Below are 22,515 nucleotides of genomic sequence, written 5' to 3' on the forward strand. Positions count from 1 at the left end.
TGCGCTCTCCACCCGGCCTTGCAAAGTCATGGCTTTAGACTTAAGTTAAAAACTCAGATATGGTAGAGTTCTTGACCATAAATATTTAGGAGACTTTTACCATGGAGCGTTTTTTCAACAATGCCGGGCCCACTGTTCCCAAGGATCATTATCATATTGATCCCTTGCATCGCTTGGACTGGGCAGAAGTTCAGCACCTCATTGACAACAAGCGCTATTTTGTTCTGCATGCACCGCGTCAGACCGGCAAGACCACAACCCTTCTGGCCATGATGAAGGCCATCAACGAAAAGGGCCGCTATCACTGCGCCTATGCCAATATTGAAGGAGCCCAGGCAGCGAGAGGTGATGAGACCCAGGGTATTCCTGCGGCCTGCAATGCTGTAGCACGCTCCATCGATTACTACCTGAAAAACAGCAAAATGCGGGAATGGCTTTATCAAAATATCAACCTCATACCCTCCCAGGACATCCTGAGCGAAATGCTTGCCCACTGGTCCCAGTCCAGCCGTAGACCTGTAATTCTTTTTCTGGACGAAGTAGATGCCCTGGTAGGGGATACGCTCATATCGCTTTTGCGTCAGATTCGCTCCGGCTATGCTCAGCGTCCTGAGGCTTTCCCCCAGAGTATTGTTCTGTGTGGAGTCAGGGATGTGCGCGATTACCGCATTCACCAGACGGACGGCGAAATCATCACCGGGGGCAGTGCTTTTCATATTAAGGCCGAGTCTTTGCGCATGGGCAATTTCAGCCGGGAAGAGGTCAAGATCCTGTGGCTGCAGCACACAGAGGAAACTGGCCAGGAATTTGAAGATGCTATTTTCCCAGAGCTATGGGAGGATACCAGAGGTCAGCCCTGGTTGGTAAACGCTCTTGGCTATGAGGTAACCTGGAAAGCCAGGGCCTCCAGGGACAGAAGCAGAAAGATCAGCTTGACAGATTATCTGCAGGCCCGGGAAAATCTGATCTTATCCAGAGCCACCCATCTGGATCAACTGGCGGACAAGCTGCGTGAGCCTCGAGTGCACAGAGTAATATCCGCCTTGCTGGCCGGTGAGGAGTCGGTTCTCCAGGTACCTGAAGATGACCTGCAGTACGTGACTGATCTTGGTCTGATAGAAAGAAAGCGCGAAATCAGGATCAGCAACAGAATATATAAAGAGGTCATTCCAAGAGAGCTGACATCAGTTGCGCAGGACAGCATCAGCAATCAGGAAACCGCCTGGTATGTAAAAGATGACCACAGTCTGGATATCCCCAGGCTCTTAGAGGCTTTCCAGCAGTTTTTCCGGGAGCACAGCGAGATATGGGAAGATGGATTTGATTACAAGGAAGCTGCCCCCCAGCTTCTGCTGCAGGCCTTTCTGCAAAGAATCCTCAACGGCGGGGGAAGACTTTTGTGTGAATACGGCCTTGGCCGCAAGCGGACTGACCTGATCATTGAGTGGCCCTTGGACCCACAAATGGGCATGTATGGACCGCTGCAGCGAGCGGTGATTGAGCTCAAGATCCTGCGAGGAAACCTTGAAAAGACCATCCAGACCGGCCTGGAGCAGACTGCTGACTATGCTGAACGATCAGGAGCAGATGAAGCATATCTTTTTATCTTTAACCGGGACAGAAGAGTCTCCTGGGATGAAAAAATATTTCGACGGGAAGAAACCTTCAACAACAGAGAGATCATTGTCTGGGGAGCATGACCTTCTAAGATTTTAACTCATATCTCAAATTTTTTCTTGTTTTTTGACAGGGTTGAATGCAGCTGTGTCCCGTGGTTCGCGTGACAAAAGTGACTTTTTGCAGTCACATCTTTTCAGGCTTCAGGCCACAAAAAAGGGGAAGGTCTTTGGACCTTCCCCTTTTTGCTTTCAAGCTCTCCCGGCAGTTAGATCTTGAACCTGGAAACCAGTTCCTTGAGCTTTTCCGCCAGCTGGGAAAGCTCATCCGAGCTCTGCCTTACCTGGGCGCTGGAATTGCTCATCTCACCGGCGTCTGTGTTCACCTCTGTAATGTCCTTGGCCACGTCCCCGGCCACTGTCGAGGTCTGGGCCACATTCTCATTGACCTCCTGGATGCCCTGGGAGGCCTGTCCCACGTTTTCGGCTATATCGCGGGTGGCTGCGTTCTGCTCTTCCACTGAAGCGGCAATGGTGCCGATTATGGAGTCGATGTCATCGATGATGCGGCTGATCTCCTGAATCTCGCTTACAGTCAGTCCTGTGGCGTTCTGGATGCCGTCGATCTTCTCCTTGATTTCGTCCGTGGCCTTGGCAGTCTGCTGGGCCAGTTCCTTGATCTCGTTGGCCACAACGGCGAATCCCTTGCCTGCCTCACCGGCCCGGGCCGCCTCGATGGTGGCATTGAGGGCCAGCAGGTTGGTCTGGGAAGAGATGGCCATGATGGTCTCGGTGACCTTGCTGATCTCCTGAGCCGCGCTGCCCAGCTCGTCCACCCGCTGGGAGCTGGTCTTGGACTTGTCTACGGCGTTGCCGGTGATCTCCTTGGCCTTCTCGGTGTTCTGGGCGATTTCCGAGATGGTGGCGCTCATTTCCTCAGAAGACGTGGCCACTGTGTTTACGTTGGTGGCCGCCTGCTCCATGGCTGCAGCCACGGAGCTCATGTTGGAGCTCATCTCTTCAGCTGCAGTGGCCACTCCGCTGGCCTTGGAAGCCGTGGTTTCAGAGCGTTTGGCCATGTCATCGGAGATGGAGTTGAGCTCTGTGGACGAGGAGGCCAGGGTCTCCACCCCGCTGCTTATGTCTCCGAACATCTTGCGCAGGCTTTCTGCCATATCGTTCAAAGCCTTGGCCAGTATTCCCACTTCGTCCTTCTGATTTATATCCAGCGTCTGGGAAAGATCTCCCTGGGCCATTGACTTGGCAAATTCAACACCCTTGAAGATGGGCCTGGTAATGCTGATGGTCAGGAACAAGCCCAGACCTACCGCAATAATAGTGCCCAGACCCATACCAAGTATGATGAGCCACTGGGCCTGACCGACATCAGCATCGGCATCCTGCACCGCCGCATCGGAAAGTCCGACATTCATCTCTACAAGTTCTTCCAGAACATCCAGAGCCTCCTGGGATTCCACATCAATGGGACCCAGAACCAGGTCATTCATATCTTCTCTGAGTTGGTCGGCATCTGCGGCAAACTCGAGAATATCATCGAAATGCCCGAACACCTGCTCTGCGTAGTACTGCATTTCCTCCTGGTACAGCCTTTCAGCCTCATCCGTATCCCCCTGTTCCAGGGCATCCTGAATGCTTATGACAGTAGCATGAAACTCATTGTGGGGATTGGTCATGGCCCGGAGCATCTCCAGCAGTTCAGGATTGTCATAATCCATGTCCTGCAGCCACTGCCCGAAATTGCAGGCCTCCGGGTCATCCCGGCCTTCGAATGTCTCCCCGGCTGCTATATAATTGTTTACATCCACCATGGCATTGTAATGGTCCCCACGGAACAGCCGGAAATCAGAAACAAGCTGGGTAGGATTGAGTATCTCAATGGATTCGAATTCCTGGGTCATGTCCAGCCATTCATCATTGAGCTCAGCCCAGTCAGCTACTTCCTGCTCAAACTCGTCAGAGAGCCTTTCCTCCTCGGCAGTGGCCGGCAGGGTAAGGAAAAACTCCCACCTCTCATAAAAATTCTCTCTGGCCCTGTCAAAGTTGTTCATCCTGTCCTGGCGTTCATTCATGTCCAGATCCGGGGACATGAGAGTGCGCTGGGCAACCACCAGATCCTTCAAGGCACTTTCCGCCTGCAGAAGACTCTGCACACTGGGCAGGCGCACCTCGCCCACCTCTTCAATGTGTCCTCCCAGATTGGTGGCCCCTCTCCATCCGATGAGGCCGACAACCAGTGTGATCAGGGCTACAATGAGAAACCCTCCGATAAGTTTTACGCTGAGCTTGATGTTCTTCATTCCATCCTCCAGAAATTAGGCTGCTTTTTTATTTAAAAAATCGAATATGCTCTGCAGAAGCTTTTCCTTGTCCAGCTTGATCTGGTAGTCGTCTATGCCTACCTTCTTGCCCCGGGCCACGTCCTCTTCCCCGGCCAGGGAGGTCAGGGCCAGGACCGGCAGGTGATTAAAGCGGTCATCACTTTTTATATGTTCAGTAAGTTCAAAGCCGTCCATGTTGGGCATCTCCAGGTCCGTGACCACAAGCTGTACCTCGCCCGGGTTGTCCTGCATGTACTGCCAGGCCACAGCCCCGTCCTCGGCAGCGACTACTTCATAGCCTTCATCCTGGATAAACTTTTTGACCTGATTGCGGAAAAAGTCCGAGTCCTCCACCAGGAGTATCTGGGTGCCACCTTCCTGTTCCAGGGACTGGACCTTTTCGCGGCTTTCAAACCACTGCGGGTTCAGGGTCTCCATGAATTCGTAGATATCAACGATCAGAGTGGTATAGCCCTCCAGCACTGCAGAACCGGAGATACCGTTTTGCTTCAGGGTGAAATCGTCTATCTCCACGCGCACTTCCCTGGCATCCACAGGCGGAGAGGCCAGAAGACCCACCTCGTGCCCGGCCATATAAAAGACAATCACCACCAGTTCGCCTTCCAGTTCCAGGTGTTCCACGCTGGCGGCCTCGTGCAGGGCAAAGACCGGTAAAACCCCGCCGCGGTACTGGATGACCTTTTTGCCCCCGGTGATTTCTATGTCCTCGGCCTTGATAAGCTCCACCCGGGCCACCAGGTCCAGGGGTACGGCGCAGTGTTCTCTGGGTCCGTTATTGAACAGAAACAGGCTGTGCAGATCCTTCTCCTTTTCGGTCTCCTGCTCCCGGGCCATTTCCTGGGCCTTTTCCGTGCCGGCCATGGAGGAAAGCTCGGCCAGCCTGGCCATGCCCACCACATCCAGGATCAGGGCCACATGACCGTCGCCCATGATGGTGGCCCCGGCATATCCGTCGCAGGCCTTGAGATGGCGGCCCAGGGGCTTGACCACGATTTCCACGGAGTCGTGCAGCTCATCCACCACCAGGCCGTACTTGAAGGTCCCGGAATAGACCACAACAATATTTATATCTTCCTCGCCGGAAATGGACCATTTACTGGCTTCGATGACCTCTTTTTCCAGGCCGGCGTCCTCTGACCGGCTCTTCTCAGATGTCTGAGCGCTGGTTTCGGCCTTTTTATCCTGCCTGTCCTTTCTGGACCTGGCCTCTTCTATTGAGGTCACCCTGGCTTTGGACCGGGTGTTTTTCTGGTCCAGCCTGAGAATTTCATTGAGTCCCACCAGGGGGATAAGCTCTCCCCTTAATATGAGCACCTGGGCATCCCCCACCACCTCGATCTTTTCCTGCACCTGCTGGGCCGGGATCTGGATAAGCTCGTCCACGTTGATCTGGGGGATGGCAAAACGCTCCTGGCTCACGGAAATAAGCAGGCTGGGAATAATGGCCAGGGTCAGGGGCAGCTTGATCCGGATGGATGTCCCCTTGCCCTCCTCAGTGTCGATGTCCACCTGGCCGCCCAGGCGGTCCAGGTTGCTCTTGACCACGTCCATGCCCACACCGCGGCCGGAGACATCGGTGATCTGATCCGCGGTGGACAGGCCGGGCAAAAATATGAGCTGGGCCTTGTCCTTGTCGGACATGGTCCGGACCTGCTCTTCGGTAATGAGCCCCTTGTCCAGGGCCTTTTCCACGATCCTCTCCACCGGTATGCCCTTGCCGTCGTCGATAATCTCAATATTGACCTGGCCTGCAGCGTGAAAGGCCTTGAGTACTATCTTGCCCTGGGGCTTCTTGCCCTTGGCCACCCGCTCGTCGGGCTTTTCTATGGCGTGGTCCGCGGAATTGCGCACTAAGTGGGTCAGGGGGTCGGACAGACCCTCGATAATGGTCTTGTCCAGCTCCACCTCCTTGCCTTCCAGGTAGAGCTCAATGTCCTTGCCCAGGCTCTGGGACATGTCCCGCACCACCCTGGGAAACTTGTTGAAGACGTTGCTCACCGGCTGCATGCGGGTGAGCATGATGGCCTCCTGCAGCTCCGAGGTCACCAGGTCGATGCGCTGCCCGGCCAGGTTTATAGTCTGATCATCCTGGGTGGAAATGGCCTGCATGAGCTGATTGCGGCTTAAAACCAGCTCTCCAGCCAGGTTCATGAGGTTTTCCAGAAGGCCTACGTTGACCCGCAGGGAATCAGGCATGGACGAGGTCTGAGCCTGAGCAGCCTGCTTGTCCTGTGGCTTTTTATCCTTGTCCGGCTGGGTCTTTTGCGGCCTGGCCTGGCTTTTTTCTTTTTGTTCAGCTTGGGGTGGTGCTGGCTTTTCCCCCTGAGGATCTGGAGGTGGCGGAGCCTCTGGCTCCGGCTCAACTTCCGTCTCCCGGGCCTTGTCTTCCTCCTTATCTTCCTCCTGTTGATCCTCATCCTGTCCGGGTTCTGCTTCCAGGCCTTCCAGGTTCAGATCATAGGAGGAGTCCGGCTCCTCTTCTACGGTTTCCTCGGGGATCTGCTCCTGATCTTGAGGCTGTTCAGCAGCCGGGGGTTTTTCCTGGATTTCCTGGGCCTGGACCTGGATTATCCGCTCTGAAGGCACCTCAAAAAGGCTGTTGATGATGTCCGGTTCGATTATGGAGGAAAAAAGTATAAAAAGCGGGATCTTGTTGCTGAAGCTGTCATCGTCCAGGCTGCCTACAGCTTCCAGGTCCACCTTGAGGTCCAGGATAGCTCCTGTGGACTGCATATCCTTGACCAGATCCAGAGGCTTTTTGTCTTTCTGATGCACATCGTGAATCAGGTCGAACTCCAGAAGATAGACGAACTTGCCCCCTTTGCGGGCCTGGTTGAAATCGTACTCCGGTATTCTGAATATCTCGCGGCCGGAATGATCATTGATGGATACTTCCCTGATAACTGTATCCTTCTCGTCGTCGTCCAGGGCGGAAGTAGTTATGCCGGTGAGAGCGGTTACATGTTCGGCAATATCCATATCTTCACTTTCATGGATATTTTCCACCATCTCCCGCAGACGATCAAAGGCCAGCAGAATTATGTTGACAATTTCCGGGTTGGGGGTGAGCTCCATGTTGCGGATCATGTCCAGGACATTTTCTATCTTGTGGGCCAGTTCCTTAAGGTTGATCAGGCCCAGAAAACCCGCTCCGCCCTTCATGGAGTGCGCCGCCCGGAAAACCTTGTTCACCAGGTCCAGGTCGACATCTTCTCCGGCCTCCTCGATCTTTAAAAGATCGCTTTCAATGTCCTCCAGGTGTTCCCTGGATTCCTCCACATACATTTGCAGGGTTTCATCATCCATTGATCTTCACCTCTTGCGGCATTCTGCTGCCTGATATTCTGCCGGAATGTGCTTTCGGCAGTTGTTCTGATTTTACCGTTGACGTATACGGATTATCAGTGAAATATTTTCCCCGGCCTGTGCAATTGTCCGCCATTGATATTTCTGTCCGGGCCGGCCTATTTTTTAATGATCCGAAATCCCTTCCAATCCCCAATCCCTAAATTCCCCAATCCCTAAATTCCCAATCCCTAAATCCCCCAATCCCTGAATTCCTAAATCCCTAAATCCCTAAATCCCCAAATCAATTTTTACCCTCAATCTCGAAATGTTTATTCAGACGCATGACCTGAAAAAGGTTGTAGAGGTTGTCGTCGACGTTCACCAGCTTAAACCCCTTGCCTTCCTTCTTGAGAGAATTAAATGTGGCGATAAGTACGCCAACGCCGATGGAATCCACCTGGTCCACCTGCCCCAGGTCAACCACCAGGGTCCCGGACTCCTGCGGGATGGACTCCTTTAGCTTTTCCTTGATCTCCTTGGCGTTGGCTGAAACAATATTTTGGTCAATCTTGAGAACCAACTGGTTTTCTTCCCCCTGCATATAAAGCACCTCCCGGCAATAAGCGTGTTTCCGCAGTCTCTGCCTGACCAGACGAGCAGTGCTGAGCTGACATCGCCTGCATAGTCGACCTGCTTGAAAAACGCTATACTCCAATATTGATTTTTCATCAATACTTAACTTATCGACCAGAACCAGCAAAAACAATAGCCCCCCTTATAAACAGAACATTTTTTTTGTATAACAACATAATTCCCGATAAAATATTATTTGCATATTGCCCATCTTCCTGTCAGAGAGGAATTTCTACCATTCACCGGAACCTGTATGCTTGTTTCTGGAAAAAGATCTAGTTTTAGCTAAAATTAAAACAAACATCTCCAACTCTCATCAGGGAGAAAAAAATGTCCTGGAAAAACCTGAGCATCAAGTGGAAAATACTGGCAATTTCCCTGTCCGCGCCCATAGTGGTGGCGCTGATATTCGCCTATATGCAGATTTCACAGGTGCGGCAGAATGCCCATGAATCCATCGTGGACACCAGCCGGGCCATCACTGTCATGGCCGAAGCCACCCGCCAAGACATGGCCAACAAGCTGACCATGGGCATAATCAGGCCCTTTGACGAACTGGAAACCAGAGAAGAAATCCTGGAGGCTGTGCCCATTGTCACCGCCATGAACGTGGCCAGGGAAAACGCTGATGAAGCAGGGTACAATTTCCGGGTGCCCAAGATCAACCCGCGCAATCCGGACAACGAGCCCAATGAGATTGAGCGCGAAGTTCTTGAAGGTTTCCAGGAAGAATACCAGGAAGAAAAAGTGCTCATAACCCGGGATGAAATTCGCTATTTCCGGGCCATCCAGCTGACCCAGGACTGTATGGCCTGTCACGGGGACCCTGCGGGCGAAGAAGACCCTGTGGGCGGCACCAAGGAAGGCTGGCAGGTTGGCGAGGTTCACGGTGCCTTTGTCATAACCACCTCCCTGGACGAAACCAATCAGGCCATCCAGAGGGCCCAGATGAACATGGCCCTCTGGACAGCGGCCATCCTGGCGGTGCTTGGCACAATCATATATATCATGATAAAATTCAGTATCGTTCGACCCCTGTCCATGGCCGGGGATTTCCTGCGCAAGATCTCCTCCGGGGACCTGAGCCGGGACATAGACAGCTCTAAACGCGATGAATTCGGCAACATGATAAACGACCTGGGCCAAATGAGCGCCAACCTGCGCCAGATGCTCATGGGCATAGCCCAGAAGGCCCAGTCCCTGCTGGAATCGGCCCGGAGCCTGGACCAGGTTTCCGGCAAGCTGTCCGATGAGTCCGGGGAAATGTCCGCACGCTCCAACACAGTCGCTTCTGCTTCCGAGGAAACCAGCACCAACATGAACTCTGTAGCTGCGGCCATGGAGCAGGCCTCCACCAATGTATCCACAGTGGCTACCGCTGCCGAGGAAATGAGCTCCACCCTGTCGGAAATTTCCGGAAATGCAGACCAGGCCAGAAACATAACCGGCAAAGCCGTGGACCAGGCCCAGAGCGCCTCGGACAGGGTAAAGCTTCTCAAGGACGCCGCCCAGGAAATCGGCAAGGTCTCAGAAACCATCACCCAGATATCCTCCCAGACCAACCTTCTGGCTTTAAACGCCACCATTGAGGCGGCCCGGGCCGGCGAGGCCGGCAAGGGCTTTGCCGTGGTGGCCAACGAAATAAAGGAACTGGCCGACCAGACCGGAAAGGCCACTGAAGAAATCAAGCAGAAGGTCGAGCATATCCAGGCTTCCACGAGCGACACTACCCAGGAGATCGATATGGTGATGCAGGTGATCCGGGAAGTAAACGAGTTCGTGGACAGCGTGGCTGCGGCGGTTCAGGAGCAAACCCAGACCACCCGGGATATTGCCGAAAACGTCGGCCAGGCCTCCAGCGGAATTCAGGAGGTCAACGAAAACGTGGCCCAGGCTTCCAGTGTATCCCAGGATATGACCCGGGACATATCCAGGCTCAGTGAATCATCCAATTCCATCAGCCAGAGCAGTTCCACTCTGAAGCAGAGTTCGCAGTCCCTTTCGGAGATGGCCGAGGAGCTGCAAAATATGGTTGAAAAATTTAAATTTCAGAGGTAACTAATCTCCAAGCAACGGATAGCTCGCAAGTAATCATGTCGAATGACGATACACAAATGCAGGAAAACACACCCAAGATACTCGTAGTTGATGACGAGCTCATCAACAGGTCCATGTTGCGCAAGTTTCTTGCCTCCCGGGCCGAGATCCTGGAAGCTGAAGACGGTTATCAGGCCTTGGAGCTTGCCTCCTCCGAGACCGACCTGGTGCTTCTGGATCTAATGATGGAGGGCATAGACGGAATAGAAGTATGCAGACGTCTCAAAGAGCGCCCGGACACTAAGGAAGTACCGGTAATTTTCATCTCCGCGGTTAATGACCCCAAGGTCAAGGCCCAGGGTCTGGAAGCCGGGGGGATGGACTTTGTGGACAAACCCTTTGACCGCAACGAACTGCTCTCCAGGATAAATATCCACCTGACCCTGCGCAATCAGGCCATAGAAATCAAAAAATACACCCAGGAACTGGAAGAGCTGGTGGAAAAACGTACCCGGCAGCTCCAGGAATCTGAAAAGAAGTACAGAACTCTTTTTGAAACCTCCAAAAGCGCCATGCTGCTGGTAGATACCGAAAGCGGCCTGTTGACCATGGCCAACAAAGAATTTTGCGATCTCATCGGCTATACCAGACAGGAGGTGGAAAACAGCCTGCACTTCCTCAATTTTGTTCACCCCGATGACCATGAAAGAGCCAGGAAATACTTCGACACAAGCCGCCAGGATGCCGGCACTGCTCCAGCCGAATTCGAAATCAAAGGGCTGACCAGGGAAGAAAAAAAACTTCATCTTTACTACAAGGTAGCAGCCATTCCCGAATGGAACTCTCTGGTGATATCCATTTTTGACCTCACGGACAAACGCCGGGTGGAGGAGGAGCTCAGACAACGCACCTTTTACAATTCCTTGACCGGCCTTCCCAACAGCGAGCTTTTCAAAAACAGGCTGAAAAAATCCATCCAGACCAGGCAGGAAGACCAGGGATATTTTTTCGCGGTGATCTTTATCGACCTGGACCGCTTCAAACTGGTCAACGACAGTCTGGGGCACCAGAAAGGCGACGAACTTATTTCCCTTATGGCCAAAAGGCTGGAGCGGGGAGTAAAGAAAAGAGACACTGTGGCCCACTTCGGCGGAGACGACTTCGGCCTGCTCATTGAGGCCGAGGATCTGCCCGAAGCCGCCCTCAGGGCTGAAAAAATCAAGGACCAGTTCGTCGAACCTTTTGAAATAGCCGGCAACGAGATCTACACCACCTGCTCCATGGGCATCGTGGTCTCATCCCAGGATTACAGCGAGCCTGAAGAAATATTCAGGGACGCGGACACGGCCCTGCACCGGGCCAAATCCACAGGACCTGGCAACTATGTCGTGTTTGACCCTCAAATGCATGCCCAGGTTTCCGACCTTCTGCAACTGGAGACGGAGCTGCGTAAAGCCATACAGCAGAAGGAATTCGTCCTTTACTACCAGCCCATATACAATCTGGCCGACCTCAGGATCACCGGGTTTGAGGCCCTTATCCGCTGGATTCACCCCGAAAAGGGGATGGTCCCCCCCAATGTATTCATTCCCATTGCAGAAGAAACAGAACTTATAAATCCCCTGGGGGAATGGATACTGGATACCGCCTGCAGGCAGGCCCGGAAGTGGAACAAAGGCGGCCGGGAGCTGACCATGAACATCAATCTGTCCGGAGTGCAGTTCAAGGACAAGAACCTGATCAATGTCCTGGAAAATACTTTCAGAAAAAACAGCATATCCCCTCTGCACATCAACCTGGAACTTACCGAAAGCGTGGTCATGGGCGATGCCGAAGAATCCATCAACACCCTGAACAAAATCAAAAAACTGGGAGCCAGGCTGTCCATAGACGATTTTGGTACCGGGTATTCCTCCCTCAACTATCTGCAGAAGTTTCCCATAGACAACCTCAAGATTGACCGCTCCTTTATAAACACCATGGAGACTCAGAGCGGACAGGAACTGGTGCGGGCCATTCTGGCCATGACCCAGAGCCTGGGCATCAAGGCCGTGGCCGAGGGAATCGAAACCTGGGAACAGGTGAAGCTTCTTCAGGAACTCAACTGCAACCTGGGACAGGGCTACCATTTCTCCAAGCCCCTGGACGAGGAGAGCGCAGACGCCTTGCTGCAAGAACATAACACGGACTCACCAGCCATGCAGGAAAAGGAACCATCATGAGTCAGGCAAAAGTGCTGGTGGTCACAGGTCATGGAACCAACTGCCACGGTGAAACCGCCTATGCAGCCAGGCAGGCCGGAGCAGACCGGGTGAGCATATGCTTCTTTTCCGATCTGACATCTGAAAAGGAAAATATCCGGGACTACAATCTCCTGATATTTCCAGGAGGGTTCCTGGACGGGGACGACCTGGGAGCGGCCCAGGCCGCGGCCCTGCGATGGATGTATTCCAGCACTGAAAGCGGTCGTCAGATCATCAGGGACCTGGAAGAGTTTTACACCGATGGAGGACTGATCCTGGGCATCTGCAACGGGTTTCAGCTGCTGGTCAAGCTGGGACTTTTGCCGGCCATGGACCGGGCCTATTTTCAACGCCAGGTCAGCCTGACCCACAACGATTCCTCCAGGTTTGAGGACCGCTGGGTACATCTGGGGTGCAACCCCGGTTCTCCATGCGTTTTCACCCGGGGCCTGGACAGGCTGTATCTTCCCGTACGACACGGAGAAGGCAAGCTGGTATGCAGGGATGAAACCATGCTGAACAGCCTGGAAGAAAACAACCTGGTAGCCCTTAAGTACATCCATCCAGATACCAGAGGTCCCACTCAGGAGTACCCATACAATCCCAACGGGTCGCCCTCGGCCATTGCCGGACTTACCGACCCCCAGGGCCGCATCCTGGGCCTTATGCCTCATCCCGAGGCGTACAACCACCCCACCAACCACCCCGGCTGGACCAGAGGAGAACAGGACATCCTGGGAACCGAGATCCTGGCCAGGGGCATCGAATACCTGCACTCTTGCTGACCCAGCATTTTGCAATTTTCATGGTATGGCTGCAAATAATGCCTTGAACTCCTGCTCTTCAACATCTGCTGCCGGCTCTCAGGAACAGTGGCGTGTTCTCATGCAAGAGGCCCTGAAAGAAGCCGGGAAAGCCAGGAGCCGGGGAGAAGTACCGGTGGGGGCTGTACTGGCGGATGCCGGCACCGGCGAGATCCTGGCCGGGGGAAGCAACCGGTGCATAGAACTAAACGACCCCACAGCCCACGCAGAAATTATCGCCCTGCGCCGGGCAGGGCAGGCCAGGGGCAACTACCGCCTGCCCGGGACCGTCCTGGCGGTAACCCTGGAGCCATGCCTCATGTGCCTGGGGGCAATAGCCCAGGCCAGAATAGACGGCCTGGTCTATGGACCGCGCGATCCTGGAGCCGGTGCACTTTTTTCCAGACCAGACATCCTTGACTTTGTCTGGCTTAGTCATAAATTCTGGATAGTTGAAAATATCCTGAAAGACGAGTGCCTTGAGCTTCTGCAGAATTTTTTCCGCGACAAAAGAAGCCCTTGAGCTCTGCTGGCTGGTCTGGTAGTTTCAGCAAAATAACGCACACAGATTGCCGGTGCAAGAAGTGACAAACAGCTGAATGGTTATGTTATTTTTCTGCCGGTCACACGGCAACCGTGATTCACTGTTCCCTGACCTCTGATCTCTGACGTCTGCCCTGCTATAGCGGAGAGGTAGCGAAGTCCGGCTGTAACGCGCCCGGCTCGAAACCGGGTTGTCCCTTAACCGGGGCACGTGGGTTCGAATCCCACCCTCTCCGCCAATCATAAAATATTTCAGATGGTTATACATAAATCAGGCAAGCATACCCCACCTGTTGAACCAGTAAAAAATACTTCTCAAAGAAAACTCTTTTTCCACACCTTTTTTTGCTTCCCTTACGGAAAAATTAGTCCTTTCATCCACACCTTCCCAGAAAAATCGTAACAGCTTAGCCAGTTGCATGCGGCATGAGGACTGGATCTGGCAGTGCCCATGTAAAGCTAAATAGATACATCCCAGTATTTTCTTTTTACCCATCGCAAAAGGACAAAAATAACCATGAACATGGCCAGAGCGATATATAAAAGCGTCGGATCCATTGCAGTAGCCGATCTTCCAAGAACAATAAACGGTATCCCCTGAGGCGCCTGAACAATACTGTTCATCAAAACACAATAGCTGAAGGGAACGCCGGCCAGGGGCAGAATATAGTTCTTTCCGGAATATGGTATTCCAGGAATGGCATAAAACAGGAAGCTGTACATGGCTGTACTGTTTTCAGGTATTTTCGGAACATGATAATTTCTCTTTTCGATTAATCTTTTGATGGTCTGCCTGAGCCTGCTGGATAGAAAGTATCCGATCATGGCATGCAGGGGCAGGATAAGTATCCACACTATTGTAGCATAAAATATTCCAAACTTGATCCCGGCCATTATTAGAAATACGCTTATAGGGAATCCTGCCGCCGGGAGAGTGATCATCAAGACAATAAATAAAAACGGCGATATGCTTTTCAAAAAAGACGAAACTTCATGATGCAATGATTCCAGCTGGATACCATAGTAAACTCCGGAAACAAGCAATCCTGCGGCCAGAAAGATGCATATGGTGATAATGATTATTCCGCGTTTCTTATCCATTAAGACAGCTCCGATGTGCCTGCAAAAAGTCATTTTGCCCCGCCAGGCGCGTGAAAAAAAACAGATGCCAGAAGTCCAGGCTGATCAGGCCAGCACATGCTTTGGCCGCAGCCCAGTTATCTGTTAACAATATTATTTTTTATGACATGGTTTCACCAGTAAACCACTGATCATGCTAACCACGCTCAGGAAACGTGACAAGGAATGTATGGCAGGAAAGCGAGGCAGGCGGGAGGGGCAGGTAACGGATAGAAAAATCAAAGCGTTGCAAAGCCAGCTTTAAAGGCTGAAACCTGCTTTTGTTTTTTTCAGCTGCAGCTCAGGATAGTTTTGTCAATTTAAACAACAATTTTGAAACCATTATCCGGCCGGTCCTTTAAAAAACCAAAAGACCTGTGGACTTTGCACCGGGACAAATTATATTGACCGGGCACTGAGAATAAACTACCACTCACTTTTTTGCACAGGGCCAGATTTTTATACGATATTAAATATTCAGGGAGGATATGATGCAGCCAAGCGCTTTTACATTGTTCAGCGGAGGCGCCCGGGGCGCCGAGGCATACTTCGGGGAACTGGCGGAAAAGTACGGCCTGGATGAGGTCAACTACAGTTTCGAGGGTCATCCCATTGAAAGAACCAGGGGGGTCAGGTACCTGACTAACGAAGAACTGGCCAAAAAAGATGTGAGCATAACTTATGTGTCCAACCTCATGCACAGGAATTATTCCCGGGCACCCATCTTCCGCAAGGTCCTGCAGACCATATGCTGGCAGGTATCCAGCGGCATGGAAGTGTTCGTGGTGGGCCAGATCCAGGATGACAACACGGTCAAGGGCGGCACTGGATGGGGTGCTGAGTACGCCAAAATCTGCAATAAACCATTATTTGTTTTCGACCAGGTAAAAAACGCCTGGTTTACCTGGGACGAAGGCGAGTGGAGGCAGATACAGGCCCCGGTAATCTCCAGGCAGCACTTCACCGGCACAGGGACCAGGTTCCTGGAAGACAACGGCAGGCAGGCCCTGGATGATCTTTTCAAAAGGTCATTTGGTTAAAAATACTTTAAGGCGGGCTTTGTCCGCAACCCAATAAAGAAAAGAGTTTTTGACCCCAGTGTATTGGAAGAATATACACGGGGCAGGCAGGATTAACCACGCCAAAGACGCGTGGCAGGCATAGATTAAGAGATGGATAAAGAGAAAAAACATTTTGTCCTGGCTCCCAGTTTAATGCCCTTCGGGCTTGCTCTGCGAGCAATTAAACGGGACAGGCGGAAGCCAGGCCAAAAGGTTATCACTCCAGCACTCACTTTTTTCCGGCACTCATGAATCCCAGAAGAAAGTGAGTGCTGGATGGTTAATGCAATCTGCGGCTTCCGGCTTGCCCTGTGAAATAAGGAAGGGATCCCATACAACCACCCCCAGCCCCTCCTTGGCTAAAGAGGGAAGTTTACGCCGTGCCCGCAATCCCATACTTAGGAGCAGGCCCGGTTGAACATTGCCATACACATAGCATTTTTTTTCTTTGCCATCTTAGCGCCTTTGCGTGAGAAAAAATGGGATCGTGCATAGCCCGCTTTAGCCGTTTAGCATAGTGCGGTACTTGCGCCAATGGGGATAAAACTTGTCCATTATGGCATAAAAACGTTCATTGTGATTTGATTCCAGCAGGTGAACCAGTTCATGGATCACCAGGTATTCCAGGCACTCAGGTTGATGGTGAACCAGGTCTGTATTCAGGCGTATATTGCCGTGGACCATGTTGCAGCTGCCCCACTTGGTTTTCATACTCTGAACAAAGATTTTGTTCACCTGCACCCGCATTATTCGAGACCACTTGTCCACAAGCTCCCGGGCAGCATGTTTAACCTGCTCCCGAAACCATTTCTCCAGCAGAGCCTGCCTCTTTTCCGGGCCGGTGCCTGGACGAACGGACATGATCATGCTTCTGCGCCTGAGCTTTACCGAGGCCGGTCTCTCCCGCTCAACCAGCAAAAGGGTATACTGCCAGCCCCATATACTGTAAACCGCACCACTCTGGGGGAAGGCAGGGCTATCTGAGGCTGCATTCAGGATCCTGCTTCGTGTTCTCCTGACCCATTCCAGCCTGGAGATCAGAAAATCACGCACCTGCCTGATGTCTGCGCCCCTCGGGGCTGTAATATAAACATGCGCGCCAGGAGCCTTTATTCTCAGGTTCAGATTTTTCACAGCCTTGAAATCAACCTGCGCACTGATTTCTTCCACCTGAATCCTGGTTGTATTCACCTGCTGCACCCCCTAATCCTCAATGCCTGGACAAAACCCGGCAAATCTTTTCAAAAAGTCATCCCGGCCGGTGTAGTAAATTCCGTTGATTCCCCGGGAGATGGCCCGCTCAACATGCGGCAGGTGATCATCCACAAAAACTGCCCTGTGCGCTTGAACCCCGGTCCATTTCAGCAGATCGTCGAAAAGTGATGCGTCGTTCTTGCTCTTGCCCAGGTGGTAGCTGTTGAACACTTGGTCAAAATACCTGAAAAAACTGTCTCTGGCCTCCAGTTCATCCAGCCAGTTCACCTGATCGCTCAAGATTATCCTTCCCACACCCAGAGTCTGCAGTTTTTGCATAAGCTCCAGCATCCAGGGCCTGAGCTGGAACCTGGATAGAATGTCCTGTCTGAGACCGTTGGGACTGCCCTTTATTCCCGTGGCCGCCTTGAATTGATCCCAGAAGACCTCCTCACTGCCCTGCCCGGTAAGATAGCCGGTGGATAAAATCACTTCCCTTGCGGACTGGAAAACAAAATCCCTGTCCAGCCCCGCTCTGTCAGCCATTGCGTTCAGCCCGGCCATAAAACCTTCCTCAGCCAGGACTCCACCGTAATCGAATACAGCCAGCTCTATTTCACAAGCACGCATACAGACATCCAGTTGTTGACAGTTAATAACAGCTTCGATAACTATAAACATTAGACATGACCGCCTTAGAACAGGACCTGTTCAACCGGCAATCAGTAATAACAACATAAAAGGAGAAAAAATGCTCAAAGACGGAGAGAAAGGGGCCATCCTGCAGAATGACAAAAAGACCTACGCCATAGCACCTCACCTGCCCTGCGGTGTTGTATCCCCTGACACCCTGCGCAGAATAGCCGATGTCGCCGAGAAATACAACTGCGCCGCGCTCAAAGTAACCAGCGCCGCCAGGATTGCCATGGTGGGCCTTAAAGAAGAAGACATAGACGCTGCCTGGGAGGACCTGGGGATACCGCCGGGTGCTGCCGTGGGAGTATGTGTCCGCAGCGTCAAGGCCTGCCCGGGCACCACTTTCTGCAGGCTGGGACAGCAGGACAGCCTTAATGTGGGCCTTGAACTGGACAAAAAATATCATGGACGCGAACTCCCCGGCAAACTCAAGTTTGGAGTCAGCGGATGCCCCCATCAGTGCGCCGAGACCTGCATCAAGGATATCGCCCTGGTAGGCAAAAAGAAGGGATGGACCCTTCTCACCGGCGGATCAGGAGCCGGCAAGCCGAGACTGGCCGATGAAATCGCCTCGGAGCTGGAAACTGATCAAATCATGCAGATGGTGGAAAAAGTAATTGAAGTCTACACTGCCCAGGCCAAAAAGCATGAGCGCATGGGCAAGATGATGGACCGTATCGGGGTGGACAGCTTTAAGCAGATGGTCCTTGCATCATGATCTCCCGGGGGCATTATCCCAGGTTGTCCGCATCCATGCCGCGAAAAAGCAGTGCGGTTCTGCCGGCAGTGACCTTCGAGTCCGGGGCTGTGCTGACAAAACCCGGGTAATGCTCCTTTCCCGTCCTGCTTTCAACCCCGATATTCAGGCATACCTGGTCCTGGCCCGGACCACCTTGGGCAGGTAATCCCTGGTCTCCTGATAGGGAAGGTTTCGTACCATGTGTTCATACACCTGCCTGCTGTTCATGGAATTGATGCGCTCAAAGGCGCGGTCCCTGTTGGAATGAAATGCCCGGAGCACGTTTCCGCTGCCGGTATTGTACCCGGCTATGACGCAGTACTCCCTGGACCGGGCATTTGTTACCCGGTTCAGGTAACGGTTGAACAGTATGTGCAGATAGGCAGACCCCATGCGTATATTATTGTCCGGCACAAAAAGATAATCCCGGGTGGGCGTGCCTTTGCGGTTGTAAATAAAAAGGTGCGCGTCCCTTCCGGCGGTTTCCGGTACAATCTGCATCAGGCCGTACGCCGGGACATGGCTCATGGCATACGGATTGAAGCTGCTTTCCACTTCCATGATGGCGTAAACCAGGGCCGGGTCCACCCCGAACCTGCGGGAATGCCGGTAAACAAGCCCCTGGTAGCGTTTCTGCTGCTGAAAACCGTGCTCCTCAACCATGCTCAAGGTTACAAAATGCCTTTTTCGCTGGTTGTAAACATCTGTCTGGTAGGCTGTGCGCATGAGATACTCAGCGTACCTGTTCGCCCTCCACTCCCAGCGGATGGGGGTATCCTCGTGATCCAGCACCACGTTGTGTAAAAAGGGTTCCGGCCCAAGACTTACCTGCTCATCCGAGAGAAGATCCACCCGGGCAGGGTCCTCAGGGGTAAGCAGGGTGTGGACAATGGCTGTTTTCAGCTTTTGCCGGGGGTTATCCTCTTCCACGGTTTCCACCCTGATATTGCCGGTTTCAAAATTGATCACCGCCCTGGTCTGATAATCGTCTGTATACTTGACGTATTCTGTCTGGGTGGGAACTTTTTCATCGCCCCACTCCTCCATGAGCCTTTGGACCATCTCCTGTACTCCCCGGCGAACCAGGCTGTCCAGTTCCGGCACCCCTGTGCCGGGAAGCATTGAGGTCACAGCCCCGGATACAGATCCGCGGGCCAGTTGTGAACCGGCGCTGATTCCCTGACGGATCTGGGAGGGCTGACAGCCGAAGCCCGAAAATATGCAGGGCAGAATCAGAAGCCGGATAAAATCGCGTCGATGCATATACTTTCTTCTATGTTTGAAGAGTTGAGCAGTTGACCCTTGATAGCCCGGTTCCGGGCAGCCTGCAATATTCAATTTACAACCAGCCTGCATTCCTGTAAGTTTCGATTTTTTGATCCGGCTGTCCTTATAACGCGGGCGGTGCCCGCAACCCATATTTTTCACGCAAAGGCGCTAAGATCGCTAAGGAAGGCAGCCTTGACTTTGCGTACTTAGCGTCTTTGCGTGAGAATTTTCTTGTTTTTATGACCCCAGTGAAATGAAGGAAATTTCAGGGCAGGCAGAATTTCAAGAGTAAGTCTAAAAAGGGTCCGTATCAGGTTATCCCGAACCGTCCATGCAGAACGCTTCCAAGGAGAGATTATGCAACGCTGCACAAAGCTTTCAGGACTGATATTTTCTATTGTGCTGGCAGTATTTTTTCTGTTCCTGCAGCCTTTTTCCGCCTGTGCCCAGAGCAATACTGCAGCATCTCCTTCAGGGGACGTCTCCAGGGCCGGCGTCGAAAGACTGCTGCAGGACCTGGAGGATCCCCAAAAGCTTGAAGAACTGAAAGAGGACCTGAAGATTCTTCTTGCAGCACAGGAAACCAGGGAAGAAGACAAGCCCTATGAACCCCTGGCCGATGCCGAAGGACTTCTGGGCCAGCTTTTGATCCTCATGTCCGGGCATATGCAGGAAATAAACAGGGTCCTCACTGATGCCGGCCAGAGCACCCTGGAGTTGCCTGAGATCGCCAGAGACCTGGTCCAGCAGTCCCGGGACCCGGAAACACTCAGGACCTGGGGGGAGATGGGAGGCAAGGTCGCCCTGGTCCTGGTGGCCGGATTCCTGGCCTTCTGGCTGGCAAAGCGCCTCCTGAGAAGACCGCTCAAATCCCTGGAAGACCAGGAGGCCTATTCCAGGGCCACAAGGGCCGCGTTTCTGCTGGGCAGCACCCTGCTGGAAATAGTCCCCATAATCGCCTTCGCTGCTGTGGCCTACGCTGTTCTGCCCCTTCTGGATCCTGCCGACGGCACCCAGGTGGTGGCCCTGACCGCTGTAAACGCCATAGCCTTTGCCAAGCTGGTCCTGGCCCTGGCCAGGCTGATCCTGGTTCCGGGAGCCCCGGCTCTGCGACTTTTTGACATAGAAAATGAAACCGCAAAGTATCTGTATATCTGGGTACGCCGCATCGTAAGCCTGGCAATATACGGTTATTTCATACTGGAGGCTTCCCTGCTGCTGGGCCTGCCTGCCAGCCTTTACGTTTCCCTGCAGAAGCTCCTGGGCCTTATAATCACGCTTATGGCCATAATCCTGGTCCTGCAGAACCGCTCCTGCGTGGCCGAGTGGCTTCGCGGGGACCCCGTCCAGGAGGATCAGGACCAGTCTGCGCAATCCCAGCTGACCGAGGCCATGCGCCGCAGGATGCAGGCCCTGGCTGCTTTTCGCCGCAGGCTGGCCAGTTTCTGGCATGTCCTGGCCATCGTCATTATCCTGGGACTCTTCGGCACCTGGGCCCTGCAGATTGAAGGAGGGCTTTTTTTTCTGGCCAGGGCCCTGGTCCTCACCGGGATCATCATACTCATCACCACCTTTATCCTGCGCTTGAACGACCGGGGTCAGGACTACCTGTTCAGGATAAGCGACGACCTCAAAGCCGGTCACCCCGAGCTTGAAGCCAGGGCCAACCGCTACCTGCCTCTGCTGAAAAAGACCATAAGGGCAGTCATCTATGTTCTGGCTGTTTTTTCCATCCTCAATGCCTGGGGACTGGGCACCCTGGGATGGCTCATGTCTCCGCAGGGCTTTGCAATCATCTCTCAGGTAGTGACCATCCTGGTTATACTCATGATTGCATCCCTGATCTGGGAGTTCGCCGCAATCAGGATTGAAAAGTCCATGGCCCTGGAGAGCGAATCCGAGGACAAAAGGGCCACCTCGCGCAAGCTTACCCTGCTGCCGCTTCTAAAAAATGTAATAATGATAGCTGTTATCCTGGTGGCCGGAATGAGCGTCATGGCCCACCTGGGCATCAATATTGCGCCTCTTCTGGCTGGTGCCGGTGTCATCGGCCTGGCCATCGGCTTCGGGGCCCAGACCCTGGTACGCGACGTCATAACCGGGGCCTTTATCCTCCTGGAAGACTCCATGGCCGTGGGGGACTGGGTGGAGGCAGGAGGACACGCCGGTACAGTGGAACACCTGACAGTGCGCACGGTTTCCCTGCGCGACCTGGCCGGCACGCTGCAGGTCATTCCCTTTGGGGAGGTAACTACGGTTCAGAACTACAACCGGGACTACGGCTACGCCATGATCGATGCCGGGGTGGCCTTCCGGGAGAATTACGGCGAAGTGGTGCATGCCCTGCAGGATGTGGCAGCGGAACTCAAAGAGGATGAAACATGGGGACCGGACATCATTGGAGACCTGGAGATATTCGGGCTGAACAAGATCACCGATTCAGCCGTGGAAGTACGCGTGCGCATCAAGACCAGGCCCCTTTGTCATTTTGCCATCCGCCGCGCCTTCCTGGAACGTATGAAGCGGGTATTCGAGGAGCGCGGCATCGAGATACCCTTTAAGCATCACACCATCTGGTTCGGTGAGGACAAACAGGGAGATTCCAGGCCCATGCGGGTGGTGCACGAGGCCAGAAAATCGCTGCCGGAAAAAACAGAGGCATACCAGCCGGAACCCGACCAGCTCCCTGAAAGGAAAATCGAGTACGTTACCGAATCCGACGCCTCCAAGGAAGTGGTAAAGGATAAGGAAGAGGCCGAGGAGGGAAAGGAAGAGGAAGAAAGGCGCAGGCAGGAGCAGGAACAAAAAGAAAATAAAGGCCCTGAAGAAAAAGACTCTGAAGATAGCAGAAAAAAGTAGGGTCTTACCCGTTAGCTTATCGCTTCCACGCTCAGCATGGGAGCATCATCCGACC

16 protein-coding genes and 1 tRNA gene are annotated in these 22,515 nt (G+C 53.1%); 9 read left to right on the forward strand and 8 right to left on the reverse strand.

The features are described from left to right. The first annotated feature begins 101 nt into the window (after nt 1–101). The gene (locus DTHIO_RS17680; RefSeq protein ID WP_008871613.1) at nt 102–1,700 is read left to right on the forward strand and encodes a hypothetical protein; all 1,599 of its coding nucleotides are present in this window, start codon (nt 102–104) and stop codon (nt 1,698–1,700) included. A 185-nt stretch (nt 1,701–1,885) separates the two neighbouring features. Here the strand turns inward: DTHIO_RS17680 and DTHIO_RS20140 are convergent, their stop codons facing one another. The 3 genes from DTHIO_RS20140 to DTHIO_RS17700 all read right to left on the reverse strand — a co-directional run bounded on the left by DTHIO_RS20140 (nt 1,886) and on the right by DTHIO_RS17700 (nt 7,865). Then, on the reverse strand, nt 1,886–3,934 hold the full coding sequence (locus DTHIO_RS20140) for a HAMP domain-containing methyl-accepting chemotaxis protein (protein WP_008871614.1): 2,049 nt from the start codon (nt 3,932–3,934) through the stop codon (nt 1,886–1,888). A gap of 15 nt (nt 3,935–3,949) precedes the next feature. Then, a complete protein-coding gene (locus DTHIO_RS17690; RefSeq protein WP_008871615.1) occupies nt 3,950–7,282 on the reverse strand; it encodes a hybrid sensor histidine kinase/response regulator in 3,333 nt (1,110 codons plus the stop codon). A gap of 283 nt (nt 7,283–7,565) precedes the next feature. After that, a complete protein-coding gene (locus DTHIO_RS17700; RefSeq protein ID WP_008871616.1) occupies nt 7,566–7,865 on the reverse strand; it encodes an STAS domain-containing protein in 300 nt (99 codons plus the stop codon). 362 nt (nt 7,866–8,227) lie between these two features. On the opposite strand from DTHIO_RS17700, the gene DTHIO_RS17705 reads away from it, so the two are divergent. The 5 genes from DTHIO_RS17705 (at nt 8,228) to DTHIO_RS17725 (ending at nt 13,762) form a co-directional block, all read left to right on the forward strand. After that, complete coding sequence (locus DTHIO_RS17705) at nt 8,228–9,955, forward strand: methyl-accepting chemotaxis protein (protein ID WP_008871617.1); 1,728 nt, start codon at nt 8,228–8,230, stop codon at nt 9,953–9,955. Nucleotides 9,956–10,011: 56 nt separating this feature from the next. After that, the gene (locus DTHIO_RS17710) at nt 10,012–12,156 is read left to right on the forward strand and encodes a two-component system response regulator (protein ID WP_040419307.1); all 2,145 of its coding nucleotides are present in this window, start codon (nt 10,012–10,014) and stop codon (nt 12,154–12,156) included. Then, the gene (locus DTHIO_RS17715) at nt 12,153–12,962 is read left to right on the forward strand and encodes a phosphoribosylformylglycinamidine synthase subunit PurQ (RefSeq protein WP_008871619.1); all 810 of its coding nucleotides are present in this window, start codon (nt 12,153–12,155) and stop codon (nt 12,960–12,962) included. Before DTHIO_RS17710 ends, DTHIO_RS17715 begins: the two co-directional genes overlap by 4 nt. Before the next feature lie 25 nt (nt 12,963–12,987). Next, a complete protein-coding gene (locus tag DTHIO_RS17720; RefSeq protein ID WP_008871620.1) occupies nt 12,988–13,503 on the forward strand; it encodes a nucleoside deaminase in 516 nt (171 codons plus the stop codon). A 164-nt stretch (nt 13,504–13,667) separates the two neighbouring features. Next, a tRNA-Ser gene (locus tag DTHIO_RS17725) sits at nt 13,668–13,762 on the forward strand. A gap of 32 nt (nt 13,763–13,794) precedes the next feature. Here the strand turns inward: DTHIO_RS17725 and DTHIO_RS21750 are convergent. Then, nucleotides 13,795–13,944, reverse strand: a complete 150-nt coding sequence (locus DTHIO_RS21750) for a hypothetical protein (RefSeq protein ID WP_161598701.1) — start codon at nt 13,942–13,944, stop codon at nt 13,795–13,797. A gap of 38 nt (nt 13,945–13,982) precedes the next feature. Then, on the reverse strand, nt 13,983–14,624 hold the full coding sequence (locus tag DTHIO_RS17730) for a TVP38/TMEM64 family protein (protein WP_008871621.1): 642 nt from the start codon (nt 14,622–14,624) through the stop codon (nt 13,983–13,985). Nucleotides 14,625–15,130: 506 nt separating this feature from the next. On the opposite strand from DTHIO_RS17730, the gene DTHIO_RS17735 reads away from it, so the two are divergent. Next, nucleotides 15,131–15,682, forward strand: coding sequence for a hypothetical protein (locus DTHIO_RS17735; protein ID WP_040419315.1), 552 nt, complete (start codon nt 15,131–15,133; stop codon nt 15,680–15,682). Nucleotides 15,683–16,204: 522 nt separating this feature from the next. Here DTHIO_RS17735 and DTHIO_RS17740 read toward each other — a convergent pair. Together DTHIO_RS17740 and DTHIO_RS17745 are read right to left on the reverse strand one after the other, a co-directional pair. After that, the gene (locus tag DTHIO_RS17740; RefSeq protein ID WP_040419427.1) at nt 16,205–16,894 is read right to left on the reverse strand and encodes a M48 family metallopeptidase; all 690 of its coding nucleotides are present in this window, start codon (nt 16,892–16,894) and stop codon (nt 16,205–16,207) included. A 12-nt stretch (nt 16,895–16,906) separates the two neighbouring features. Continuing rightward, a complete protein-coding gene (locus tag DTHIO_RS17745; RefSeq protein ID WP_040419317.1) occupies nt 16,907–17,527 on the reverse strand; it encodes an HAD family hydrolase in 621 nt (206 codons plus the stop codon). 121 nt (nt 17,528–17,648) lie between these two features. Here DTHIO_RS17745 and DTHIO_RS17750 point away from each other — a divergent pair, with 121 nt between their 5' ends. Beyond that, the gene (locus tag DTHIO_RS17750; protein ID WP_008871625.1) at nt 17,649–18,311 is read left to right on the forward strand and encodes a ferredoxin-like domain-containing protein; all 663 of its coding nucleotides are present in this window, start codon (nt 17,649–17,651) and stop codon (nt 18,309–18,311) included. A gap of 144 nt (nt 18,312–18,455) precedes the next feature. On the opposite strand, the gene DTHIO_RS17760 is transcribed toward DTHIO_RS17750, so the two are convergent. Continuing rightward, nucleotides 18,456–19,595, reverse strand: coding sequence for a murein transglycosylase domain-containing protein (locus DTHIO_RS17760; RefSeq protein WP_008871626.1), 1,140 nt, complete (start codon nt 19,593–19,595; stop codon nt 18,456–18,458). 363 nt (nt 19,596–19,958) lie between these two features. Between DTHIO_RS17760 and DTHIO_RS17765 the strand changes: the two genes are divergently transcribed. Next, entirely contained in the window at nt 19,959–22,460 is a 2,502-nt protein-coding gene (locus tag DTHIO_RS17765) for a mechanosensitive ion channel family protein (protein WP_008871627.1), read from the forward strand. Nucleotides 22,461–22,515: the final 55 nt, after the last annotated feature.

Source organism: Desulfonatronospira thiodismutans ASO3-1, assembly GCF_000174435.1.
Lineage (GTDB): Bacteria > Desulfobacterota > Desulfovibrionia > Desulfovibrionales > Desulfonatronovibrionaceae > Desulfonatronospira > Desulfonatronospira thiodismutans.

Excerpts from the sequence above, each read along its gene's own strand:
- DTHIO_RS17750 (WP_008871625.1), top strand. The coding sequence starts at position 17,649 with ATGCTCAAAGACGGAGAGAAAGGGGCCATCCTGCAGAATGACAAAAAG.
- DTHIO_RS17760 (WP_008871626.1), bottom strand. The coding sequence starts at position 19,595 with ATGCATCGACGCGATTTTATCCGGCTTCTGATTCTGCCCTGCATATTT.
- DTHIO_RS17710 (WP_040419307.1), top strand. The coding sequence starts at position 10,012 with ATGCAGGAAAACACACCCAAGATACTCGTAGTTGATGACGAGCTCATC.
- DTHIO_RS17700 (WP_008871616.1), bottom strand. The coding sequence starts at position 7,865 with ATGCAGGGGGAAGAAAACCAGTTGGTTCTCAAGATTGACCAAAATATT.
- DTHIO_RS17690 (WP_008871615.1), bottom strand. The coding sequence starts at position 7,282 with ATGGATGATGAAACCCTGCAAATGTATGTGGAGGAATCCAGGGAACAC.
- DTHIO_RS17745 (WP_040419317.1), bottom strand. The coding sequence starts at position 17,527 with ATGCGTGCTTGTGAAATAGAGCTGGCTGTATTCGATTACGGTGGAGTC.
- DTHIO_RS17715 (WP_008871619.1), top strand. The coding sequence starts at position 12,153 with ATGAGTCAGGCAAAAGTGCTGGTGGTCACAGGTCATGGAACCAACTGC.
- DTHIO_RS17735 (WP_040419315.1), top strand. The coding sequence starts at position 15,131 with ATGATGCAGCCAAGCGCTTTTACATTGTTCAGCGGAGGCGCCCGGGGC.
- DTHIO_RS17765 (WP_008871627.1), top strand. The coding sequence starts at position 19,959 with ATGCAACGCTGCACAAAGCTTTCAGGACTGATATTTTCTATTGTGCTG.
- DTHIO_RS17720 (WP_008871620.1), top strand. The coding sequence starts at position 12,988 with ATGGCTGCAAATAATGCCTTGAACTCCTGCTCTTCAACATCTGCTGCC.
- DTHIO_RS17680 (WP_008871613.1), top strand. The coding sequence starts at position 102 with ATGGAGCGTTTTTTCAACAATGCCGGGCCCACTGTTCCCAAGGATCAT.
- DTHIO_RS20140 (WP_008871614.1), bottom strand. The coding sequence starts at position 3,934 with ATGAAGAACATCAAGCTCAGCGTAAAACTTATCGGAGGGTTTCTCATT.
- DTHIO_RS17730 (WP_008871621.1), bottom strand. The coding sequence starts at position 14,624 with ATGGATAAGAAACGCGGAATAATCATTATCACCATATGCATCTTTCTG.
- DTHIO_RS17705 (WP_008871617.1), top strand. The coding sequence starts at position 8,228 with ATGTCCTGGAAAAACCTGAGCATCAAGTGGAAAATACTGGCAATTTCC.
- DTHIO_RS21750 (WP_161598701.1), bottom strand. The coding sequence starts at position 13,944 with ATGCAACTGGCTAAGCTGTTACGATTTTTCTGGGAAGGTGTGGATGAA.